The sequence below is a fragment of the Synechococcus sp. 65AY6A5 genome, assembly GCF_002760415.1.
Lineage (GTDB): Bacteria > Cyanobacteriota > Cyanobacteriia > Thermostichales > Thermostichaceae > Thermostichus.
In genome coordinates this window covers 361731-377757 of record NZ_AXUW01000002.1, presented here as the reverse complement: position 1 = coordinate 377757, position 16027 = coordinate 361731, and the positions used below count along the sequence as shown (strand labels likewise).

13 protein-coding genes are annotated in these 16027 nt (G+C 59.9%); 5 read left to right on the top strand and 8 right to left on the bottom strand.

Features of this window, described 5'->3' with window-relative positions:
• Both SYN65AY6A5_RS13470 and SYN65AY6A5_RS13465 read right to left on the bottom strand, forming a co-directional pair.
• The coding region (locus tag SYN65AY6A5_RS13470) for a 2-dehydropantoate 2-reductase (protein WP_099884766.1) at positions 1–884 on the bottom strand (884 nt) is incomplete at its 3' end.
• 22 nt (positions 885–906) lie between these two features.
• Positions 907–1014 (bottom strand): PetM family cytochrome b6-f complex subunit 7, encoded by a 108-nt coding sequence (locus tag SYN65AY6A5_RS13465; RefSeq protein ID WP_011431156.1) that lies wholly within the window; start codon positions 1012–1014, stop codon positions 907–909.
• 493 nt (positions 1015–1507) lie between these two features.
• Between SYN65AY6A5_RS13465 and psbD the strand changes: the two genes are divergently transcribed.
• From psbD to cobW, 3 genes are all read left to right on the top strand, one after another.
• Complete coding sequence (gene psbD / locus SYN65AY6A5_RS13460) at positions 1508–2566, top strand: photosystem II D2 protein (photosystem q(a) protein) (RefSeq protein WP_011431157.1); 1059 nt, start codon at positions 1508–1510, stop codon at positions 2564–2566.
• Between the two features lie 175 nt (positions 2567–2741).
• Complete coding sequence (gene psbC / locus SYN65AY6A5_RS13455) at positions 2742–4130, top strand: photosystem II reaction center protein CP43 (RefSeq protein ID WP_206336877.1); 1389 nt, start codon at positions 2742–2744, stop codon at positions 4128–4130.
• A gap of 131 nt (positions 4131–4261) precedes the next feature.
• Positions 4262–5320, top strand: a complete 1059-nt coding sequence (gene cobW / locus SYN65AY6A5_RS13450; RefSeq protein ID WP_011431159.1) for a cobalamin biosynthesis protein CobW — start codon at positions 4262–4264, stop codon at positions 5318–5320.
• Between the two features lie 61 nt (positions 5321–5381).
• Here cobW and SYN65AY6A5_RS13445 read toward each other — a convergent pair whose 3' ends face one another.
• A complete protein-coding gene (locus SYN65AY6A5_RS13445) occupies positions 5382–6362 on the bottom strand; it encodes an NAD(P)-dependent oxidoreductase (protein WP_041438538.1) in 981 nt (326 codons plus the stop codon).
• 198 nt (positions 6363–6560) lie between these two features.
• Here SYN65AY6A5_RS13445 and SYN65AY6A5_RS13440 point away from each other — a divergent pair, with 198 nt between their 5' ends.
• The gene (locus SYN65AY6A5_RS13440) at positions 6561–7586 is read left to right on the top strand and encodes an ABC transporter permease (RefSeq protein ID WP_011431161.1); all 1026 of its coding nucleotides are present in this window, start codon (positions 6561–6563) and stop codon (positions 7584–7586) included.
• A 76-nt stretch (positions 7587–7662) separates the two neighbouring features.
• Positions 7663–9780: an NERD domain-containing protein gene (locus tag SYN65AY6A5_RS13435; RefSeq protein ID WP_071813564.1), complete on the top strand. Its 2118-nt coding sequence runs from the start codon at positions 7663–7665 to the stop codon at positions 9778–9780.
• Positions 9781–9784: 4 nt separating this feature from the next.
• On the opposite strand, the gene SYN65AY6A5_RS13430 is transcribed toward SYN65AY6A5_RS13435, so the two are convergent.
• From SYN65AY6A5_RS13430 to hmpF, 5 genes are all read right to left on the bottom strand, one after another.
• A complete protein-coding gene (locus SYN65AY6A5_RS13430) occupies positions 9785–10525 on the bottom strand; it encodes a hypothetical protein (protein WP_011431163.1) in 741 nt (246 codons plus the stop codon).
• A 124-nt stretch (positions 10526–10649) separates the two neighbouring features.
• A complete protein-coding gene (gene fabD / locus SYN65AY6A5_RS13425; protein ID WP_011431164.1) occupies positions 10650–11519 on the bottom strand; it encodes an ACP S-malonyltransferase in 870 nt (289 codons plus the stop codon).
• Between the two features lie 19 nt (positions 11520–11538).
• A complete protein-coding gene (locus tag SYN65AY6A5_RS13420) occupies positions 11539–12546 on the bottom strand; it encodes a beta-ketoacyl-ACP synthase III (RefSeq protein ID WP_011431165.1) in 1008 nt (335 codons plus the stop codon).
• Between the two features lie 5 nt (positions 12547–12551).
• A complete protein-coding gene (gene plsX / locus SYN65AY6A5_RS13415; protein WP_011431166.1) occupies positions 12552–13643 on the bottom strand; it encodes a phosphate acyltransferase PlsX in 1092 nt (363 codons plus the stop codon).
• 482 nt (positions 13644–14125) lie between these two features.
• Positions 14126–15859, bottom strand: coding sequence for a pilus motility taxis protein HmpF (gene hmpF, locus SYN65AY6A5_RS13410; RefSeq protein WP_099884732.1), 1734 nt, complete (start codon positions 15857–15859; stop codon positions 14126–14128).
• Positions 15860–16027 lie beyond the last annotated feature (168 nt).

Below are 16027 nucleotides of genomic sequence, written 5' to 3'. Positions count from 1 at the left end.
GCGCCGACAATGCTCTCGATCTCCGTCGGTTGCCCCCGCTCGATATCCTGCAGCATCGAGGTGCGATGGGAGCCCACACGGGCTGCATCCTTCAGCCGCTCTTCCAAAGAGACCGGCAGCCGGATCCCAAATGCTTGGGCCACCGCCTCGGTTTCCTGCATCGCCGACCGAACCAAAGCATGGGTGGGCGGGTACTGGGCAATTGCGTCTTGGGCCGCGCGGGTAAGGGCGCTGATGGGATTGAAGGCGGCGTTCCCCCAAAGTTTTTGCCAGATCTCGACCCGAATTTGGGAGGTGAGGGCCACAGAAAGCTGCCCCTGCTCAAAGATGGCCGCCAGAGAGCGCAGCCGCTCCGACAACGACCCATCCGGCTCTCCCAGAATGTAGCGCCCGCCACCGGTATGCAAAACTACCCCCGGCTCTGCCAACTGCACGGCGATGTACACCACACAGCCGATCACCCGCTCGACTGGCAGATGCGCGGCGATCACCCCGCCCGGATCCACCGAAGTCAAGGAGCGCCCCTCAAACTCGCCGCCATGCCGGTAAAAGTACCACCGGGGGATACCATTCTGGACAACCACAACGGGGCTATCCGGGCCACACAGGGATCCCAATTGCGGGGCAAGCAGGGGCAAGCTGTGGGCCTTGACAGCAACGATCACCACATCTTGCCGCCCCAGCTCAGCCAAGTCGTCGCTGGCCGTCAGCCGCTCTACCCAAGCCACAGGGGGATCCCCCTGCCGGATCAGCTTCAAGCCTTGGCTGCGGATGGCCTGCAGGTGGGATCCCCGCGCCACCACACTGACTGAAAAGCCGGCGCGAGCCAGGCAAACGGCCAAATGCCCCCCGACTGCCCCGGCGCCGACGATGCCGATTTTCATGTTTTACCAAATGAGGAAATCCCTACTCGGCCCCGCCCTGGGTGATGCGCAAGATCCCGTATCCAAGCGCCACACCCACTAGGGTCAGGACGATGGAGAGCCCAGCAATGGTGAAGATCTCACTAGCCATAGATTCCTCTCAGGTGGATTGCCTCGCCCTTCAAGAATATCGGATCTTGTGCCTTCGGCCTTCCCCAGGGTGAGGCAGCCCCTCTAGCTCAATATCTCAGGAGAGAAAAACCGCAAAGATTACAGTCTGTGAAGATCCCAGCCACCTCGGACTTGATGGGAACGAGTCCCCCCCCTCTATAATGAAAGCAATTTACAAGTCTTTACTGGCGTAGGCTAAATTGTAATGCCGACAGCCGTGAAACTTGTTCGGTGGCCCTAGGGCGGCTCGTCGGGATCGCCACAGCTCTGCTGAGGATTCCAAGAGCAGTTCGGAACGCCAGCAAAGCTGCCTGAAGCAGCGGTTGGTCAGTTCTGGCCAGGAATCCGTGCAGGGAAACCAAGGCGACAAGTTCGCAGACTGAGTCTTTATACCTAGGCACCAGTCTTGCTTCAAAGGAGCAAAATTTGTAGTTTCATTAATGTCCTCATCATGTTTTTAAGGAGAGGTTGAGATGACCATCGCAGTAGGGCGCGCGCGCCAGGAGCGAGGATGGTTCGACATCGTCGACGACTGGCTCAAGCGCGACAGATTCGTGTTTATCGGCTGGTCGGGGCTGCTGCTGTTTCCTTGCGCCTATTTGGCCCTGGGCGGCTGGCTGACCGGCACCACGTTTGTAACCTCTTGGTACACCCACGGGTTGGCCAGCTCCTACCTGGAGGGGTGCAACTTTTTGACGGTGGCCGTGTCCACCCCCGCCGACAGCATGGGGCACAGCCTGCTGCTGCTGTGGGGCCCGGAAGCCCAGGGGGACTTTACCCGCTGGTGCCAGATTGGCGGGCTGTGGACCTTTGTGGCCTTCCATGGGGCGCTGGGCCTGATTGGCTTTATGCTGCGGCAGTTTGAGATTGCCCGGCTGGTGGGGGTGCGGCCCTACAACGCCATTGCCTTCAGCGCGCCGATTGCCGTGTTTGTGAGCGTGTTTTTGATTTACCCGCTGGGGCAGAGCAGTTGGTTTTTTGCGCCCAGCTTTGGGGTGGCGGCGATTTTTCGGTTTTTGCTGTTTTTCCAGGGGTTCCACAACTGGACGCTGAACCCGTTCCACATGATGGGGGTGGCCGGCGTGTTGGGTGGAGCGCTGCTGTGTGCCATCCATGGGGCGACGGTGGAGAACACGCTCTACAAGGATGGGGAAGCGGCGAGCACGTTTCGGGCATTTGAGCCGACGCAGGCGGAAGAGACGTACTCGATGGTGACGGCAAACCGCTACTGGAGCCAGATTTTTGGGATAGCGTTTTCCAACAAGCGGTGGCTGCACTTTTTCATGTTGTTTGTGCCGGTAACGGGATTGTGGATGTCGAGCATTGGTGTGGTGGGGTTGGCGCTGAACCTGCGGGCGTATGACTTTATCAGTCAGGAGACGCGGGCGGCGGAAGACCCTGAGTTTGAGACGTTCTACACGAAGAACATTTTGCTCAACGAGGGGATTCGGGCCTGGATGGCGCCGCAGGACCAGCCGCACGAGCGCTTTGAGTTCCCCGAGGAAGTCCTGCCCCGCGGCAACGCGCTCTAAACTGGCGCTGGCTGTCGAACGCTTGAGTTCTCTTGATCCTTTACGTGAGAGCTGAGGCCGAGCGTTCGCCTATTCAAGTCTTGGATTGGATGGGTAGGCGCTCGGCCATTCCTAAGCTCCTTTGCTTTTCACCTCATATCTTTTGCTGTACTGTGACCTTTACTGTTTTCGGAGGCTGGCCTCAGTGACTTCAACGACGTTTGGTTCCGCAGCGATGCAGGATCGCACCCAGGGCGGGTTCGCCTGGTGGGCCGGGAATGCTCGCTTGATCAATCTTTCCGGTCGGCTTTTGGGCGCTCACGTAGCCCACGCCGGCCTGATCGTCTTCTGGGCGGGAGCGATGCTGCTGTTTGAGGTGGCTCACTTCACGCCGGATCGGCCCATGTACGAGCAGGGGCTGATCCTGATGCCCCACGTGGCCACTTTGGGCTGGGGAGTTGGCCCAGGCGGCGAGGTGATCGATACCTACCCCTACTTTGTGATCGGTGTGCTGCACCTGGTCTCCAGCGCGGTGCTGGGTCTGGGAGGCATTTATCACGCCGTGCGCGGCCCGGAAACCCTGGAGCAGTCTTTCCCCTTCTTCGGCTACGACTGGAAAGACAAGAACAAGATGACCACCATCTTGGGGATCCACCTCATCCTGTTGGGGTTGGGGGCTTTCCTGTTGGTGGCCAAGGCCATGTGGTTTGGTGGCGTCTATGACACCTGGGCTCCGGGGGGTGGCGACGTGCGGGTGATCACCAACCCCACGCTCAACCCGGCGGTCATCTTCGGCTACCTGTTCAAGTCTCCCTTTGGCGGCGACGGCTGGATCATCAGCGTGGACAACATGGAGGATGTGATCGGCGGCCACATCTACATCGGCATCATCTGCATTGCCGGTGGGATCTGGCACATCCTCACCAAGCCTTTTGGCTGGGCCCGCCGTGCTCTTATCTGGTCGGGAGAGGCCTATCTCTCCTACAGCTTGGCGGCGGTCTCGCTGATGAGCTTTATTGCCACCTGCTACATCTGGTTCAACAACACCGTTTACCCCAGCGAGTTCTACGGCCCCACCGGCCCGGAAGCCTCGCAAGCCCAAGCCCTCACCTTTATCGTGCGCGACCAGCGCCTGGGGGCGAACATCGGCCAGGCCCAAGGCCCCACCGGTCTGGGTAAGTACCTGATGCGCTCTCCCACGGGCGAGATCATCTTCGGCGGTGAGACGATGCGCTTCTGGGATGTGCGGGCCCCTTGGAAAGAGCCGCTGCTGGGCCCCAATGGCTTGGATCTGGACAAGCTGAAGAACGACATCCAACCCTGGCAGGCCCGCCGTGCGGTAGAGTACATGACCCACGCGCCGCTGGGATCCCTGAACTCGGTGGGGGGTGTGGCTACCGAGATCAACACGGTGAACTTCACCAGCCCGCGCACCTGGCTGGCAGCCCACAACTTCATCTTCGGCTTCCTGTTCTTCGTCGGTCACCTGTGGCATGCTGGTCGCGCGCGCGCCGCTGCTGCCGGCTTTGAGAAGGGGATCAGCCGCGAGAACGAGCCGGTTTACCGGATGAAGCCGATCCGATAAGCCCGGAAGTCTCTCGGAGATCACAACCTTTGGCCCCCGGCAGGGGGCCTTTTTTTGGGGATCCCCCCTGCCGGGATGGACAGAGAGGGAAGCACGGGTAGAGACTGGGAAGGCCGAATGCGCAAATCAAGATGCACAAAGTTCCGGTTACGGTCATCACCGGATTTTTGGGATCCGGCAAGACCACTTTGATCCGTCACCTTTTGCTCAACAACCAGGGCCGCCGCATCGCCGTAGTGGTCAATGAGTTTGGCGAAGTGGGCATCGACGGCGAACTGCTGCGGGATTGCCAACTCTGCGAGGGAGGGGGCTCCATCCCCATTCTGGAGCTGGCCAACGGCTGCCTCTGCTGCACGGTGCAGGAGGAGTTCTTGCCGACCATGGAGGCTCTGCTGCGGCGGCGGGCAGAGCTGGACTGCATCCTGATTGAGACTTCAGGATTGGCCTTGCCCAAGCCGCTGGTGCAGGCTTTCCGCTGGCCCACCATTCGCACCGGCGCCACGGTGGATGCGGTGATTGCAGTGGTGGATGGCCAGGCCCTGGCTTCTGGGCAACTGGTGGGGGATCTGGCGGCGCTGGAGGCGCAGCGTCAGGCCGATGAGAGCCTGGATCACGAGACTCCCATTGAGGAGCTGTTTGAGGATCAGTTGAGCTGCGCTGATTTGGTGCTGCTGAGCAAGGTGGATCAGATCACGCCGAAGGAGCGAACCCAGGTGGAGAGCTGGCTGCGGCAACAATTGCGCCCTGAGGTTCGAGTTCTCCCCTGTGAGCGGGGCCAGGTTGCCCCAGAAGTGCTCTTGGGCTTCCAGGCGGCGGTGGAGGATCAGTTGGAGCGCCGCCCCAGCCACCACGACTTCGAGGAGGAGCACGAGCACGAAGCTTTTGAGTCTTTCTGCCTCAGCCTGGAGGGCAGCTATGAGCCGGGATCCCTAGTTGCCCAACTGCGTCAACTGGCTCAAGAGGAATGCCTCTACCGGGTAAAGGGGTTTGTGGCCGTGCCCCACAAGCCGATGCGCCTGGTGCTGCAGGGGGTGGGATCCCGATTTGAGACCTACTACGACCGCCCCTGGCGCCCGCAAGAGCCGCGGTTGACCCGCCTGGTGTTCATCGGCCAGAGGCTCGACCGGGAGCGCATTGCTGCTCAGCTTCAAGGCTTGGCTCACAGAGAAGCAGTGGCCTCTGCCGGCTGATCCCTGTCGGGATCCCTTACCCCTGGGGAGAGGGGAGTTGCGTGACTCTATCAAAGGTGGCCTAGAGGTAGGCGTCGAGAAGAGAGGCTACGGTAGGGAAGCGGCAGGGCAAGCCCAGCGCTGCTGGGGAGAGGGCCGGATAGACAAAGTGGCGGTGGCGCAGGCAGTACTCATCCCAGGCCGAAAGTCGCACCCGAAGTAGGAAGGCTAGGGTGCGAAATAGGCCGATGGGCAGGGGCAGGCGGAAATAAATCCGTTTTTTAAAATAGGCGCACACCTGCTCTACGCATTCATCCACCGACAAGGGGGGGTTGCCCAACACCCAATCCCCTCCCCCCGGCGGATGGGCCACCCAATGGGCCACCATCTCGGCCACATCGGCAGCGTGGATGAAGTGGAAGCTGGCATCCACCCGCAAAAAGCGGATCAAATCCAGCCAGCGGAGCACCTCCTTGAGGCCGGCGGTGATGTGGGAGTAGGGGTGGTGGGGGCTGCCGCCAAACAGCAGGGTGGGGTAGAGGGTGAGCAGGCGATCTGGCCAGAAGCTGCTTTCCTGCCGTCGCAGCAGCATCGCGTACTTGCTGCGGATGTAGTCGGTGCCGGCCTGGCCGGCGATGGCCAAAGGTTCTAACGCTTGATTCAAAAGGCTGGCAGTGGAAAAGTAGATCACCTGCTGACAGCGCTCCGGATCCAACAAGCTGAGCAACTCCAAGGTGTGGGTGACGTTCACCGCCCAGGTCAGGGTGGGATCCCCCCAAGCCGCCGCCATGTGGATCAACCCATCCATCTGCCGCAGCAGGGCGGCGTGTTCCCGAATGCGCAGGAGATCGCCGGCCACCAGGGTGATGGGGGCAGGCAAACGCTCCGGGGGCAACCGCAGGCGGCTGGGGTTGCGGATAAGAATGTACAGGTGGTAGGCGGGCTGCTCCGGAAACTCGGGATCCCTTTGTTGGGCCAGGCGCTCCAACACATAATGCCCCAGACAGCCGCTAGCGCCGGTAAGAAACAGGTTTCGCAAGAGATCTTCCCAACGGCAACTCATCGAAAAAGCTTCTGACTAGTCTACCGCCTTAGCTTGCGCCTGCCGGATTGGCTTAACCCCCAATTCCCCTAACGGGCAACTGCGCCCTGTTCCAAGCCAGGCAGCAACCTGGAAATTTGGCCGCGAGAATGGCAGCATAGTTCGACAGGGATCCCACTCCCAGGGAGATTTGGACCTCGCTCAACTCGACTTCTGCCTGTGGCCGCAACCTCTTCTCCCCCTGCTGGACGGGTGTTCAGCCTTTGGCCTCCCCTAGCCCTTGTTTTGCAGCGGCTGGTCCAAGCGGTGCCGGTGCTGCTGCTGATCACGGTGCTCAGCTTTTTGCTCCTGCAACTGGCCCCCGGCGATTTTTTGGATCCCTTGCGGGCGGATCCCAGTATCAGCCAGGAGTTTATCGCCCAGGAAGAGGCGCGGCTGGGCTTGGATAAACCCTTGCTTTGGCAGTATTTGACCTGGCTGGGCAATCTGCTGCAGGGGGATTTTGGCGTCAGCTACACCTATCGCGTGCCAGTAGCGCAGCTCATCCTCTCCCGCGCCGGCGCCACCCTGCTGTTGGCAGTGTGCTCCGTTTTGCTGACTTGGATGATCGCCATTCCGCTGGGGATCCTGGGGGCGCTGCAGCAGAACACTCCTCTGGATCGGGCGTTGCAGTTGCTCAGCTACCTGGGGCAGGCCATGCCCAGCTTTGTGCTGGCCATTTTGCTGCTGATCGTGGCCCAAAACGTGGGCTGGCTGCCGGTGGGCGGGATGACCAGTGTTTATTTTGCCGAGCTGGGTTGGGGGGGAAAGCTGCTGGATCTGGGCCGTCACCTGCTCTTGCCCACGCTGGCCCTGAGCATCACCAGCTTTGCCGGGCTGCAGCGGATTACCCGCGGCAACTTCTTGGACGTGCTGCGGCAGGAATACATCCAGGCGGCGCGGGCGCGTGGGATCCCGGAATGGCGGGTGATCTGGCTGCATGCATTGCGCAACGCCGTCAACCCCTTGATCACGATCTTGGGCTTTGAGTTTGCCAATTTGCTCAGCGGCTCTTTTATTGCCGAGTTTTTCTTCAACTGGCCGGGGCTGGGCAAGCTGCTCTTGGAAGCGGTCCAGAGCTTCGACATCAACGTGGTGATGGCCGGGCTTTTGCTGGGGGCCGTGATGCTCATTCTGGGCAATTTGTTGGCCGATCTGCTCTTGATGTGGGTGGATCCCCGGATCCGACCTGAGTCTTTGCTTTAGGGGCTTTGGATCCTTCCCCAAGAGCTCAGGTTTCCTGTTGTACATTGGGTTCAAGTTGGAAAACGAGGGATCCCCCATGCACTTTCAACCCGACGGCGCTCTGGACGACAGCTTACCTGGGGTAGCTGCGGAAGCAGTGGTTTGGAATGCGCTGCGGCAGGCCCTGGGATCCGATCCCGGCTACCTCCTCCATCAGTTCAGTATCTATAACCATCAGGGCCACGTCACGGCCAAGCCCGACATCCTATTGATTCATTTTGAACTGGGCTTTTGGGTTTTCGAGTGTAAGGGCTGCAACCTTTACAATATCGAAGCCATCGACGGCAGCCAGTGGCGCATGCGGGAGTGGCACAGGGAAACCGAGACCCCCTTGGGGCAGGCCGATAACCAAATGTTTCAGATCAAGAATTGGCTGCAGCAAAATCCGGAAACCCGGCCTCTCCAAGCTCGCGTTGCCTGGCAATATCGGCTGGCTTTGCCTCGCATTCGGCGACAAGAATGGCAGGAGCGCTTCGGGGATCCCCCGTTTCTCGGGGCGCTGCTTTTTGCAGATGATTTGGAGCATCCAGAGCAGTTGCGGCAGACTCTGTATGCGGCCAAAAAGGCCAATGGCGCTCCTCTCAACGCCACAGAATGGGAAGTGATCCTCAAAACGTTGGGAATAAAGTTGGGGGATCCCGGCGATGACCCAATATCTTACAGCTACGATCCCCAGGCGGTGATCCGTCGCGTCCAAGAGCAGATCTTTAAGCTTGATGAAGACCAACGCAAAATTGCCACCCAATATCCTGAGGGGCCACAGCGGTTGCGGGGCCTGGCGGGGACAGGCAAAACGGTAGTCTTGACTCGCAGAGCGGCCAAGATCCACGCCGACCACCCCGATTGGGACATTGCGGTAGTTTTTTACACCCGCTCTCTCTATCACCAAATTCGCGAGCAAATCTCAAAGGTCTGTCAGAGCAAGTTTGACCTTGAGCCGGACTGGAAAAAGATCCAGGTGATGCACGCCTGGGGATCCCAAAATCAAACTGGGTTCTATCGATTGCTCGCTAACGAATGTGGCTTAACGCCCAAAAGCTTGGAGCGGGCAAAGGCAGAGCTAAGGGATAAAAATGACTATACAACTGAGCCCTTCGACTACGTCTGCGAAAAGTTAGAAAAAGAAGCCAAGGAAATCCCTCAGCTCTTCGATGTTATTTTGATCGATGAAGGTCAAGATTTGCCCCCTGCCTTTTACCGTTTAGCCTATCGGGCTTTACGGGATCCCAAACGGCTCTATTGGGCCTATGACGAAGCCCAGGGCATTGGCTCGCTGACGGTGCCAGGAATAGCCGAGCTATTCGGGCGCGACGAGACAGGCAAGCCCAAAGTGCAGTTGGGAGGGCGGGCCACTGTGTTGCCCCATTGCTACCGCACTCCGAAGATTATTCTCATGGCTGCCCATGCCATCAACATGGGTCTTTTGCGTGGAGACCAGCCTTTGCAGGGAGTTACTCAAAAAGGGCAGTGGGAAAATTTAGGTTACGAAGTGGTAGAAGGCGATTTTCGTAAGCCTGGATCCACAATTACCCTCACCCGCAAGGCTTGCCATCCCATCGATCAAGAAGACTTTGAGCCCAAGGTGGATCCGCAATCGCTGCTAATCTGGCGCACCTTCCCTTCTGAGGAAGAGGAGCAGAATTGGATTGCCCAACAAATCGAGCGCGACCTGAAGCAGTGGAGTTTTCAGCCGGAGGATCTCCTGGTTACCGGTGTAGGCAGCTTCAAGAAGAGCAGACCTTATTGGGAAAGCCTGAAGGCCAAGCTCAAACAAAGAGGAATTAGAGCTCTCATAGCCGGCGAAGATGCCGGTCAGGATATTTTCCGCTTGCCGGGGCATGTCACCCTAGCGGGGATCTTCCGGGCCAAAGGCAATGAAGCTTGGAAAGTCTACGTTTGCCAGTTTCAAAACGCCACCGAACCGGGGCTCAGTGTGGAAGAGCAACTGCGCCGGCGCAACCAAGCTTTTGTGGCCTTGACACGCACCAAGATCTGGTGTGTCGTGACAGGGATCTCCCCCCAAGACCACCTGGCCCCCGCCTTTCAAGAGCTGCAGCAGGCCAAGGAACAGTACCCCTATCTACGCTTCCCGGCCTTTAATAAGGGATCCCTGCGGCGAATTCATGAAATAGATCCGGACTCGGAAGGCGTCTGATAGGCTACCATCTGCCCTCGAGCGAGCTCAGCTCTGCCATCGCTTTTGCCATGTCGTCCAAGTCGTTTACTCGCTCCTCAATAGCTGCAAGAATTTCGTCGTAGGCGGTGGCAGAAACGGAGCTGAAGCCCAGGGATCCCTTTCCAAACCCAGAGGGGTGGGCGGCAAAGTTGCTGCAGCCTGTTGCTTGGCGAGCTTGATTAAGGCGGGCGATCTCTTGGGCCAAAAGATCCCGTTTGCAGCGGAGTTGGTCAATTTTCGCAACGTACTCTTTCAAAAGTTGTACAAGCTCTTGTTTTTTGGCTTGCAAGTCTTCTATTGAGGCTTTTAGATTCTGCTCTTCTGTACGCAATTGTGAAAGCAATTCTTGCTGAGCTTGGATCTGGGATCCCAACTCAAAATAGGTTTGAGCATCAGTTCCATCGCCGGCTTTCTCTTCCTGCCGAAGGGGTGTCCAATTGGCAAGAGCAGCCCGCAGATCGGCCAGCTCGTTTTGCAGGTGCTGTAAACCTAGCTCTTGCCGGCTTTTGAGGTGCTCCAGAGATTGCTCCAGCAGGTGGATTTTGGCTTTGGACTCACTCCCAGCCAGGGCGGAGGCGAGGTAGCCGGTCATGCCCGTAGCCAAAGCGGCTGCCCCCGACTGCCACAGGGATCCGCCGGATCCCAGGCTGCCGAGGGCCACGGCAAGGCCAGCCAAAGCGGGAAAAGCATTGACCCAAAGCTGGCGAGGGGGAGAAGACGGCATCGTCGGCCCCAGAAACAGGTTTTCATTGATCCTAACTGCTGTTTGGGGAGGTTTCCTCACCCGCAGCCCTTCTCCCTTGAGGAGCTAGCAACGCAACTTGCAGCAACAGGGCTGCCGGGATCCCTTAGCCGATGCTGAGGCTGCTGATGTTGCACCGTCCCAGGGCAGGTGCCGTTCGCCTCACCAAGCCCGTCAGCACATTGCCAGGGCCGATTTCCCACACCTCTCGGATGCCGTCGGCGGCCATCTGCAGCACCGTTTCTCGCCAGCGGACTGGGGCAGTCATCTGAGACAGCAGTGCCTGCTTGAGGACCTGGGGATCTCGGCTAGCGGCAGCCGTGCAATTGCTGTAGACCGGCACTCGCGGAGCCTGAAAGTCAACCTCGCGCAAGGTGTGGGCAAAGGTTTCCGCCGCCGCCTGCATCAAGGGCGAGTGGAAGGCGCCGCTGACTTTGAGGGGAACGGTGCGCTTGGCCTGCAACTGCTCACAGATGGCCTGCACCCCCTCGACCGAGCCGCTGATCACGACCTGATCCGGGCTGTTGTCGTTGGCAATGACCACATCGGGAGTCATCTGGCACAGGTGCTCCAGCTTGTCGCGATCAAACCCAATCAGCGCCGCCATGCTGCCGGGGGGATCCCCTGCAGCTTCCATCAACTGGCCCCGCAGCGCCACCAGCCGCAGGCCAGTCTCAAAATCAAATACCCCCGCGGCGTAGAGGGCGCTATATTCTCCCAAGCTGTGGCCGGCTGTACAGGCGGGAGCCTGACCCTGAGCGTAGAGATAGTCCGTCAGCAGGGCCGATACAGTGAATAAAGCCGGCTGCGTGTAGCCGGTCTGATGGATCTGCTCTTCCGAGAGCGCCAGGGGATCCCATCCCAGCACCTCGCGGGCCACAGCCAACTTGCGGGCCGCCCCTGGCCAATCTTGTAAATCCCTTCCCATGCCCACGACTTGGGATCCCTGACCGGGATAGATCCAGGCAACGCTCATCAGTTCAATACTCTCCAACTCATCTGCCCCAACGAAAGACAATTGCTCCCCAGGTGAGGCCGGCGCCGAAGCCAGCCATCACCCCCAAATCCCCAGGGCCAAACCGCCTTTGGCCAATCCAGTCGGCCAGCGCAATCGGCACCGAGGCGCCGGAGGTGTTGCCGTAGCGCTCCAGAACGCTGGCCACCCGCTGGGGATCCAACTGCAGCCGCTTGGCCACAGCATCGAGGATGCGCTGGTTGGCCTGGTGGATGAAGTAGCCTTGCACGGCTGCTGCGGCAATCCCAGCTCGAAAGAGAGCCTTCTCGATAATCTCCGGCACCGCTTGGACGGCGAACTTGTACACCTCACGGCCGTTCATGGCGATGGGGCAGCAGCGGTATTGACCCACCTGCAGGGATCCCACCAGGGGCCTGGCCTCGGTGGCCATGGCCAGGCTGAGCAGCTCGCTGCCACTGCCATCGCTGCGCAGCTCGATGCTGAGGATGCCGCCGTCCCCCTCTCTTGCGGCTTCCAGGACCACCGCCCCTGCCCCGTCCCCAAATAGGACACAGGTGGTGCGATCTGTCCAGTCCACTGTGCGAGAGAGTACGTCCGCCGCCACCACCAGCGCCCGCCGGTACAGCCCGGTTTGCAGAAACTGGGCCGCCGTGGCCACAGCAAACACAAACCCTGTACAGGCTGCCGTCAGGTCAAAAGCCACCGCCCGTGTCGCCCCCAGCGCTGCTTGCACCCGCGGAGCGGAGCCGAAGCGATCGACGCCGGTGGAGGTGGCCAGGAGGATTAGATCCAGCTCCTGGGGCGGGATGCCGGCCTGCGCCAGGGCAGCCTTTGCCGCTTGCGCCGCCAAATCCACCAGGCTGAGGTCGGGGGGCAGGATGCGCCGTTGGCGAATGCCGGTGCGGGGCCAGATCCACTCGTCGGAAGTCTCCACGATCTGGCTGAGGTCGTCGTTGCTCAGGCAGGGAGTCGGCAGGGCAGCCCCCACCCCCACCAGCCGCACGCTCGGGAGGCCATTGCTGGGCATGAACGCTATCCTTCCACCCGATCCAGGGATCCTACCGGCAGGGCTTCTGGACTGGGGTTAGAGGCTGAGGCCAGAGGAGGAGCATTCTCTCCGGCATTGACTTTGGATGGGTGAGAGTCGGCCATTTCCGCTTGCAGCCGCTGTAGGATCTTCTGCTCCGCCGCCTCTTTGGCCAGGCGAATGGCATGGTAGACCATCGCCGCCTTGGAGCTGCCGTGGGTAATGACGCAGATGCCGTTCACCCCCAGCAACAAAGCGCCGCCGTATTCCACATAGTCCATGCGCCGCTTCACCTGCTTCAGATTGGGCTGCAGCAGCCAGCAGCCCAGCTTGCCACGCCAGCCGCGGGGCAACTCCTCCCGCAGCACCTGGGTGATCACCTGGCCGACGCTCTCGGCAAACTTGAGCAGGGCGTTGCCCACAAAGCCGTCGCACACCACCACATCAAAGTCCCCCGTCAGCACGTCTCGCCCCTCGGCGTTGCCGGCAAAGTGAATCCCCGGCAACTGGGTCAGGCGCTGATGGGTGGCCAGGGCCAGGTCGTTGCCCTTGTTGGGCTCCTCGCCAATGTTGAGCAGGCCCACCCGCGGCTTCTCAATCCCCAGCACGCACTGGCAGTAGAGGGATCCCATGCGGGCAAATTGTTCCAAGAAGCGGGGCCGGCAGTCCACGTTGGCTCCCACATCCAAAAGCAAGACCGGCTTGCCCTTCAAAGTGGGCAAAAGAGCACCGATGGCCGGGCGGTCGATCCCCGCCAATCGGCCCAAGTTGAGGTAGGCAGCGGCCATCGTAGCCCCAGTGTTGCCGGCAGCCACCACTGCATCTGCCTGCTTGGCGCGCACCTGTTGCATGGAGACGTTGATAGAGGCTTGCGGCTTCCTGCGCACCGCCAGGGGCTCTTCCGCCATGCCCACTACCTCCTCAGCGGGCACGACGGTGATCCCAGGAGGCAGGGGCCGGGGCAAGAAAGGCTCAAGCGCGTCTGGACGGCCGACCAGCGCAATCCCCACCTGAAGATAGCGATGGGCCAGCAGGGCGCCTTTGATGATCTCTTCGGGAGCGTAGTCACCTCCCATCGCATCAACTGCAATTCGCACGAGCTGACCTCACACTGGAACACTCCTGACAGATAAAATGCGGGGATCTCCGCTGCTCCTCTGCCTCGAGAAGTTGGGATCCCGCTATCTACAAGGCGCTACCGAATTTTACCAGATTTGCTCTCTTTGGTTGAGGCCGTCAAGCCCTTGACACTCCCAGCGCCTGAAGGCAGGGGATTCTTACGCAGCCCAAAATGGACTGGCGAAGGCGCTGTCAAGACGCCCCTAGATAGTCTTTTGAGGCATAACCTCAAAGTTCTGCTTACTTCGGAGGACTTCAGTTCCTCCAGGTTAGTCATTGCCGCGCGGGTTTGGCACCGCAGTAGGTTGTTTTCCTGGAGAAGCTCTAAAGAAGCAACTAAAGTGGCTCAAGGGCTTTTCCGCCCCGTCCTCAAGTACGGGGCTACCAAGCTATCCTTTTGTGTCAAAAGGAATGTGTGGGCACTGCCTGCCTGCTTGGGAAGACGACAGGACACAGCTCCTTACCGCTGGGTGAGGGCGGCCAGGAGCGATTGCACCTGCTGGACATGGGCGCTGGCCGTGGAGCCCCTTTCTTGATATTGAGCCAGCTCTGCCTCCAACTGAGCCAGTTGTTCCGCTAACTCCGCCCACCGATCCCGCTCTGGATAGAGGGTGGCCTGCAGGTGATTCAGGCGACCCCAGGTTTCTGCCATGGCCTGGGCGCGCGCCCGCAGGGATCCCTCCTCTTGCTGCAACTGTTGCCACTGCTGCTGCAATTCCTGCTGCTGGCGGGCCAGTTGCTCTTGTTGAAAGGGCAGAGAGGATTCCAGTTGGTGGACGAGGGTTTGCAGGCGGCTTTTTTCTTGGAGAAGCTCCTGCTTCTGGCTGCCGATCTGCTCCAGGATCGGCCCGATATCGACCTGAACTGGGGCGGCAGCCTGATTTTGAAGCTGCCTAAGGCGGGCTTCCTGGCGGGCCAGCTCCTCGTATTCCCGTTGCAGGTTTTTCTCCTGAGGCAGCAGGGCTTCCTCTAGGGCGCTGCAGGCAGACTGGGCGTAGTCGATATCCAGTTCGATGTCGAACCGCTCCTCCGGAGAGGCGGTGGCCAGCCGCTCTTGCAGCTCCCGCAGGGTTTGCCGGTTTTGCTCCAGCTCGGCCCGCTGTTGGCTGACCTGGGCCGCCCGCTGCTCGTAATCTCGGCGCAGTTGGCTCACCAAGGCCGCCAGCTCCTCGACCGAGATCGCAGACCCTGAGGCACCTGACCCGCCGTTGCTGCTGCCATCGACGATGAAGTCGTACTCCTGCACTAGACGAGAGGCTTTCTGGTATAGGCTCTCTTGAGATTGCAGCTGCTGGAGAATCCTCTGCAGGTGCTCTTGATGGGCTCGCAGGGATCCCTGTCGAGTTTGCCACTCTGCTTGGCTTTGCTCCAGGGATTGTCGGGATCCCCACCAAGCGGTGTGGCGTTCTTGCCAAGCGCGGTAGTCTCGATCCAGCTCGTCTTGCCGGGCCTGGGCCTGCTGACGTTCTGCTTCCAGTTGGGCAATCTGTTGATTCAAGTGCTCCTGCTGCTGCTGAATGTGGCTTTTCAAGCTTTGCAGAAGCGCCAAGGGATCTCCAGCCGGATGCAGACTCTCCTGGAGCTGTTGCATCAAAGCCTGTAGCTGCGCTGCTTCTGCCTCCCCCAAGCGGCTGGAGCGAGCTTCTTGCAACTGGGCTTCCAACTCTTGCCGCTGCCGATTCAGAGCTTCCCGCTGCTCTCCGATCAGGCGCTGTTGTTCAGCCAAGTAAGCTTGCTGGGCTGCCAGTTCCTCTTTGAGGCTGTCCAGAAGTTTGCGATCTTCCTCCACACTCTTGTATTGCTCATACAGCCGCTGCACCTCTTCTTCTTGAGCTGCTAGCTCCATCTCGCGGCGGGTCAGCTCATGCGCCTGAAAGGTGAGGGACTGTTTCCAAACCTCGATCTCCTCCTCCTGGCTGCGGGCTCTGAGCTGAAGTTGGCTGAAGTTTTGCAGATAGGTCACCAGTTGGCGAGCGGCTTCGCTGATGCGGGCGACCTGACGGTTGCCGGAGATTTCCGCCAGCACCAATGACCCATCCTTGAAGCGCCCAGCCTCCTGGGCGATGCGGCCTTCCAAAGTAATGGATTCTTCGTTCACGGCCACCCAGGTATTGTCCTGCTGCTGCTTGGCCAGCAATTGCAGAGACGACTTGGCAAATCCAATCGGCTTGGATAGCTCTGCTAGGTACAGCACGCCTGAACTCCTCTAAAACAGCATGGACAGCACCAGCCTTGACCTCACCGAGCCACTGCCCCTGGCCGGGGAAAAATGAACGGCCGCCAGAACATGGCTCGCCGAGGCGCATAAAGACTACACCACCTTTCTAGACTCAACCATAGGGTAAAAAAAACGCCTTCGCCA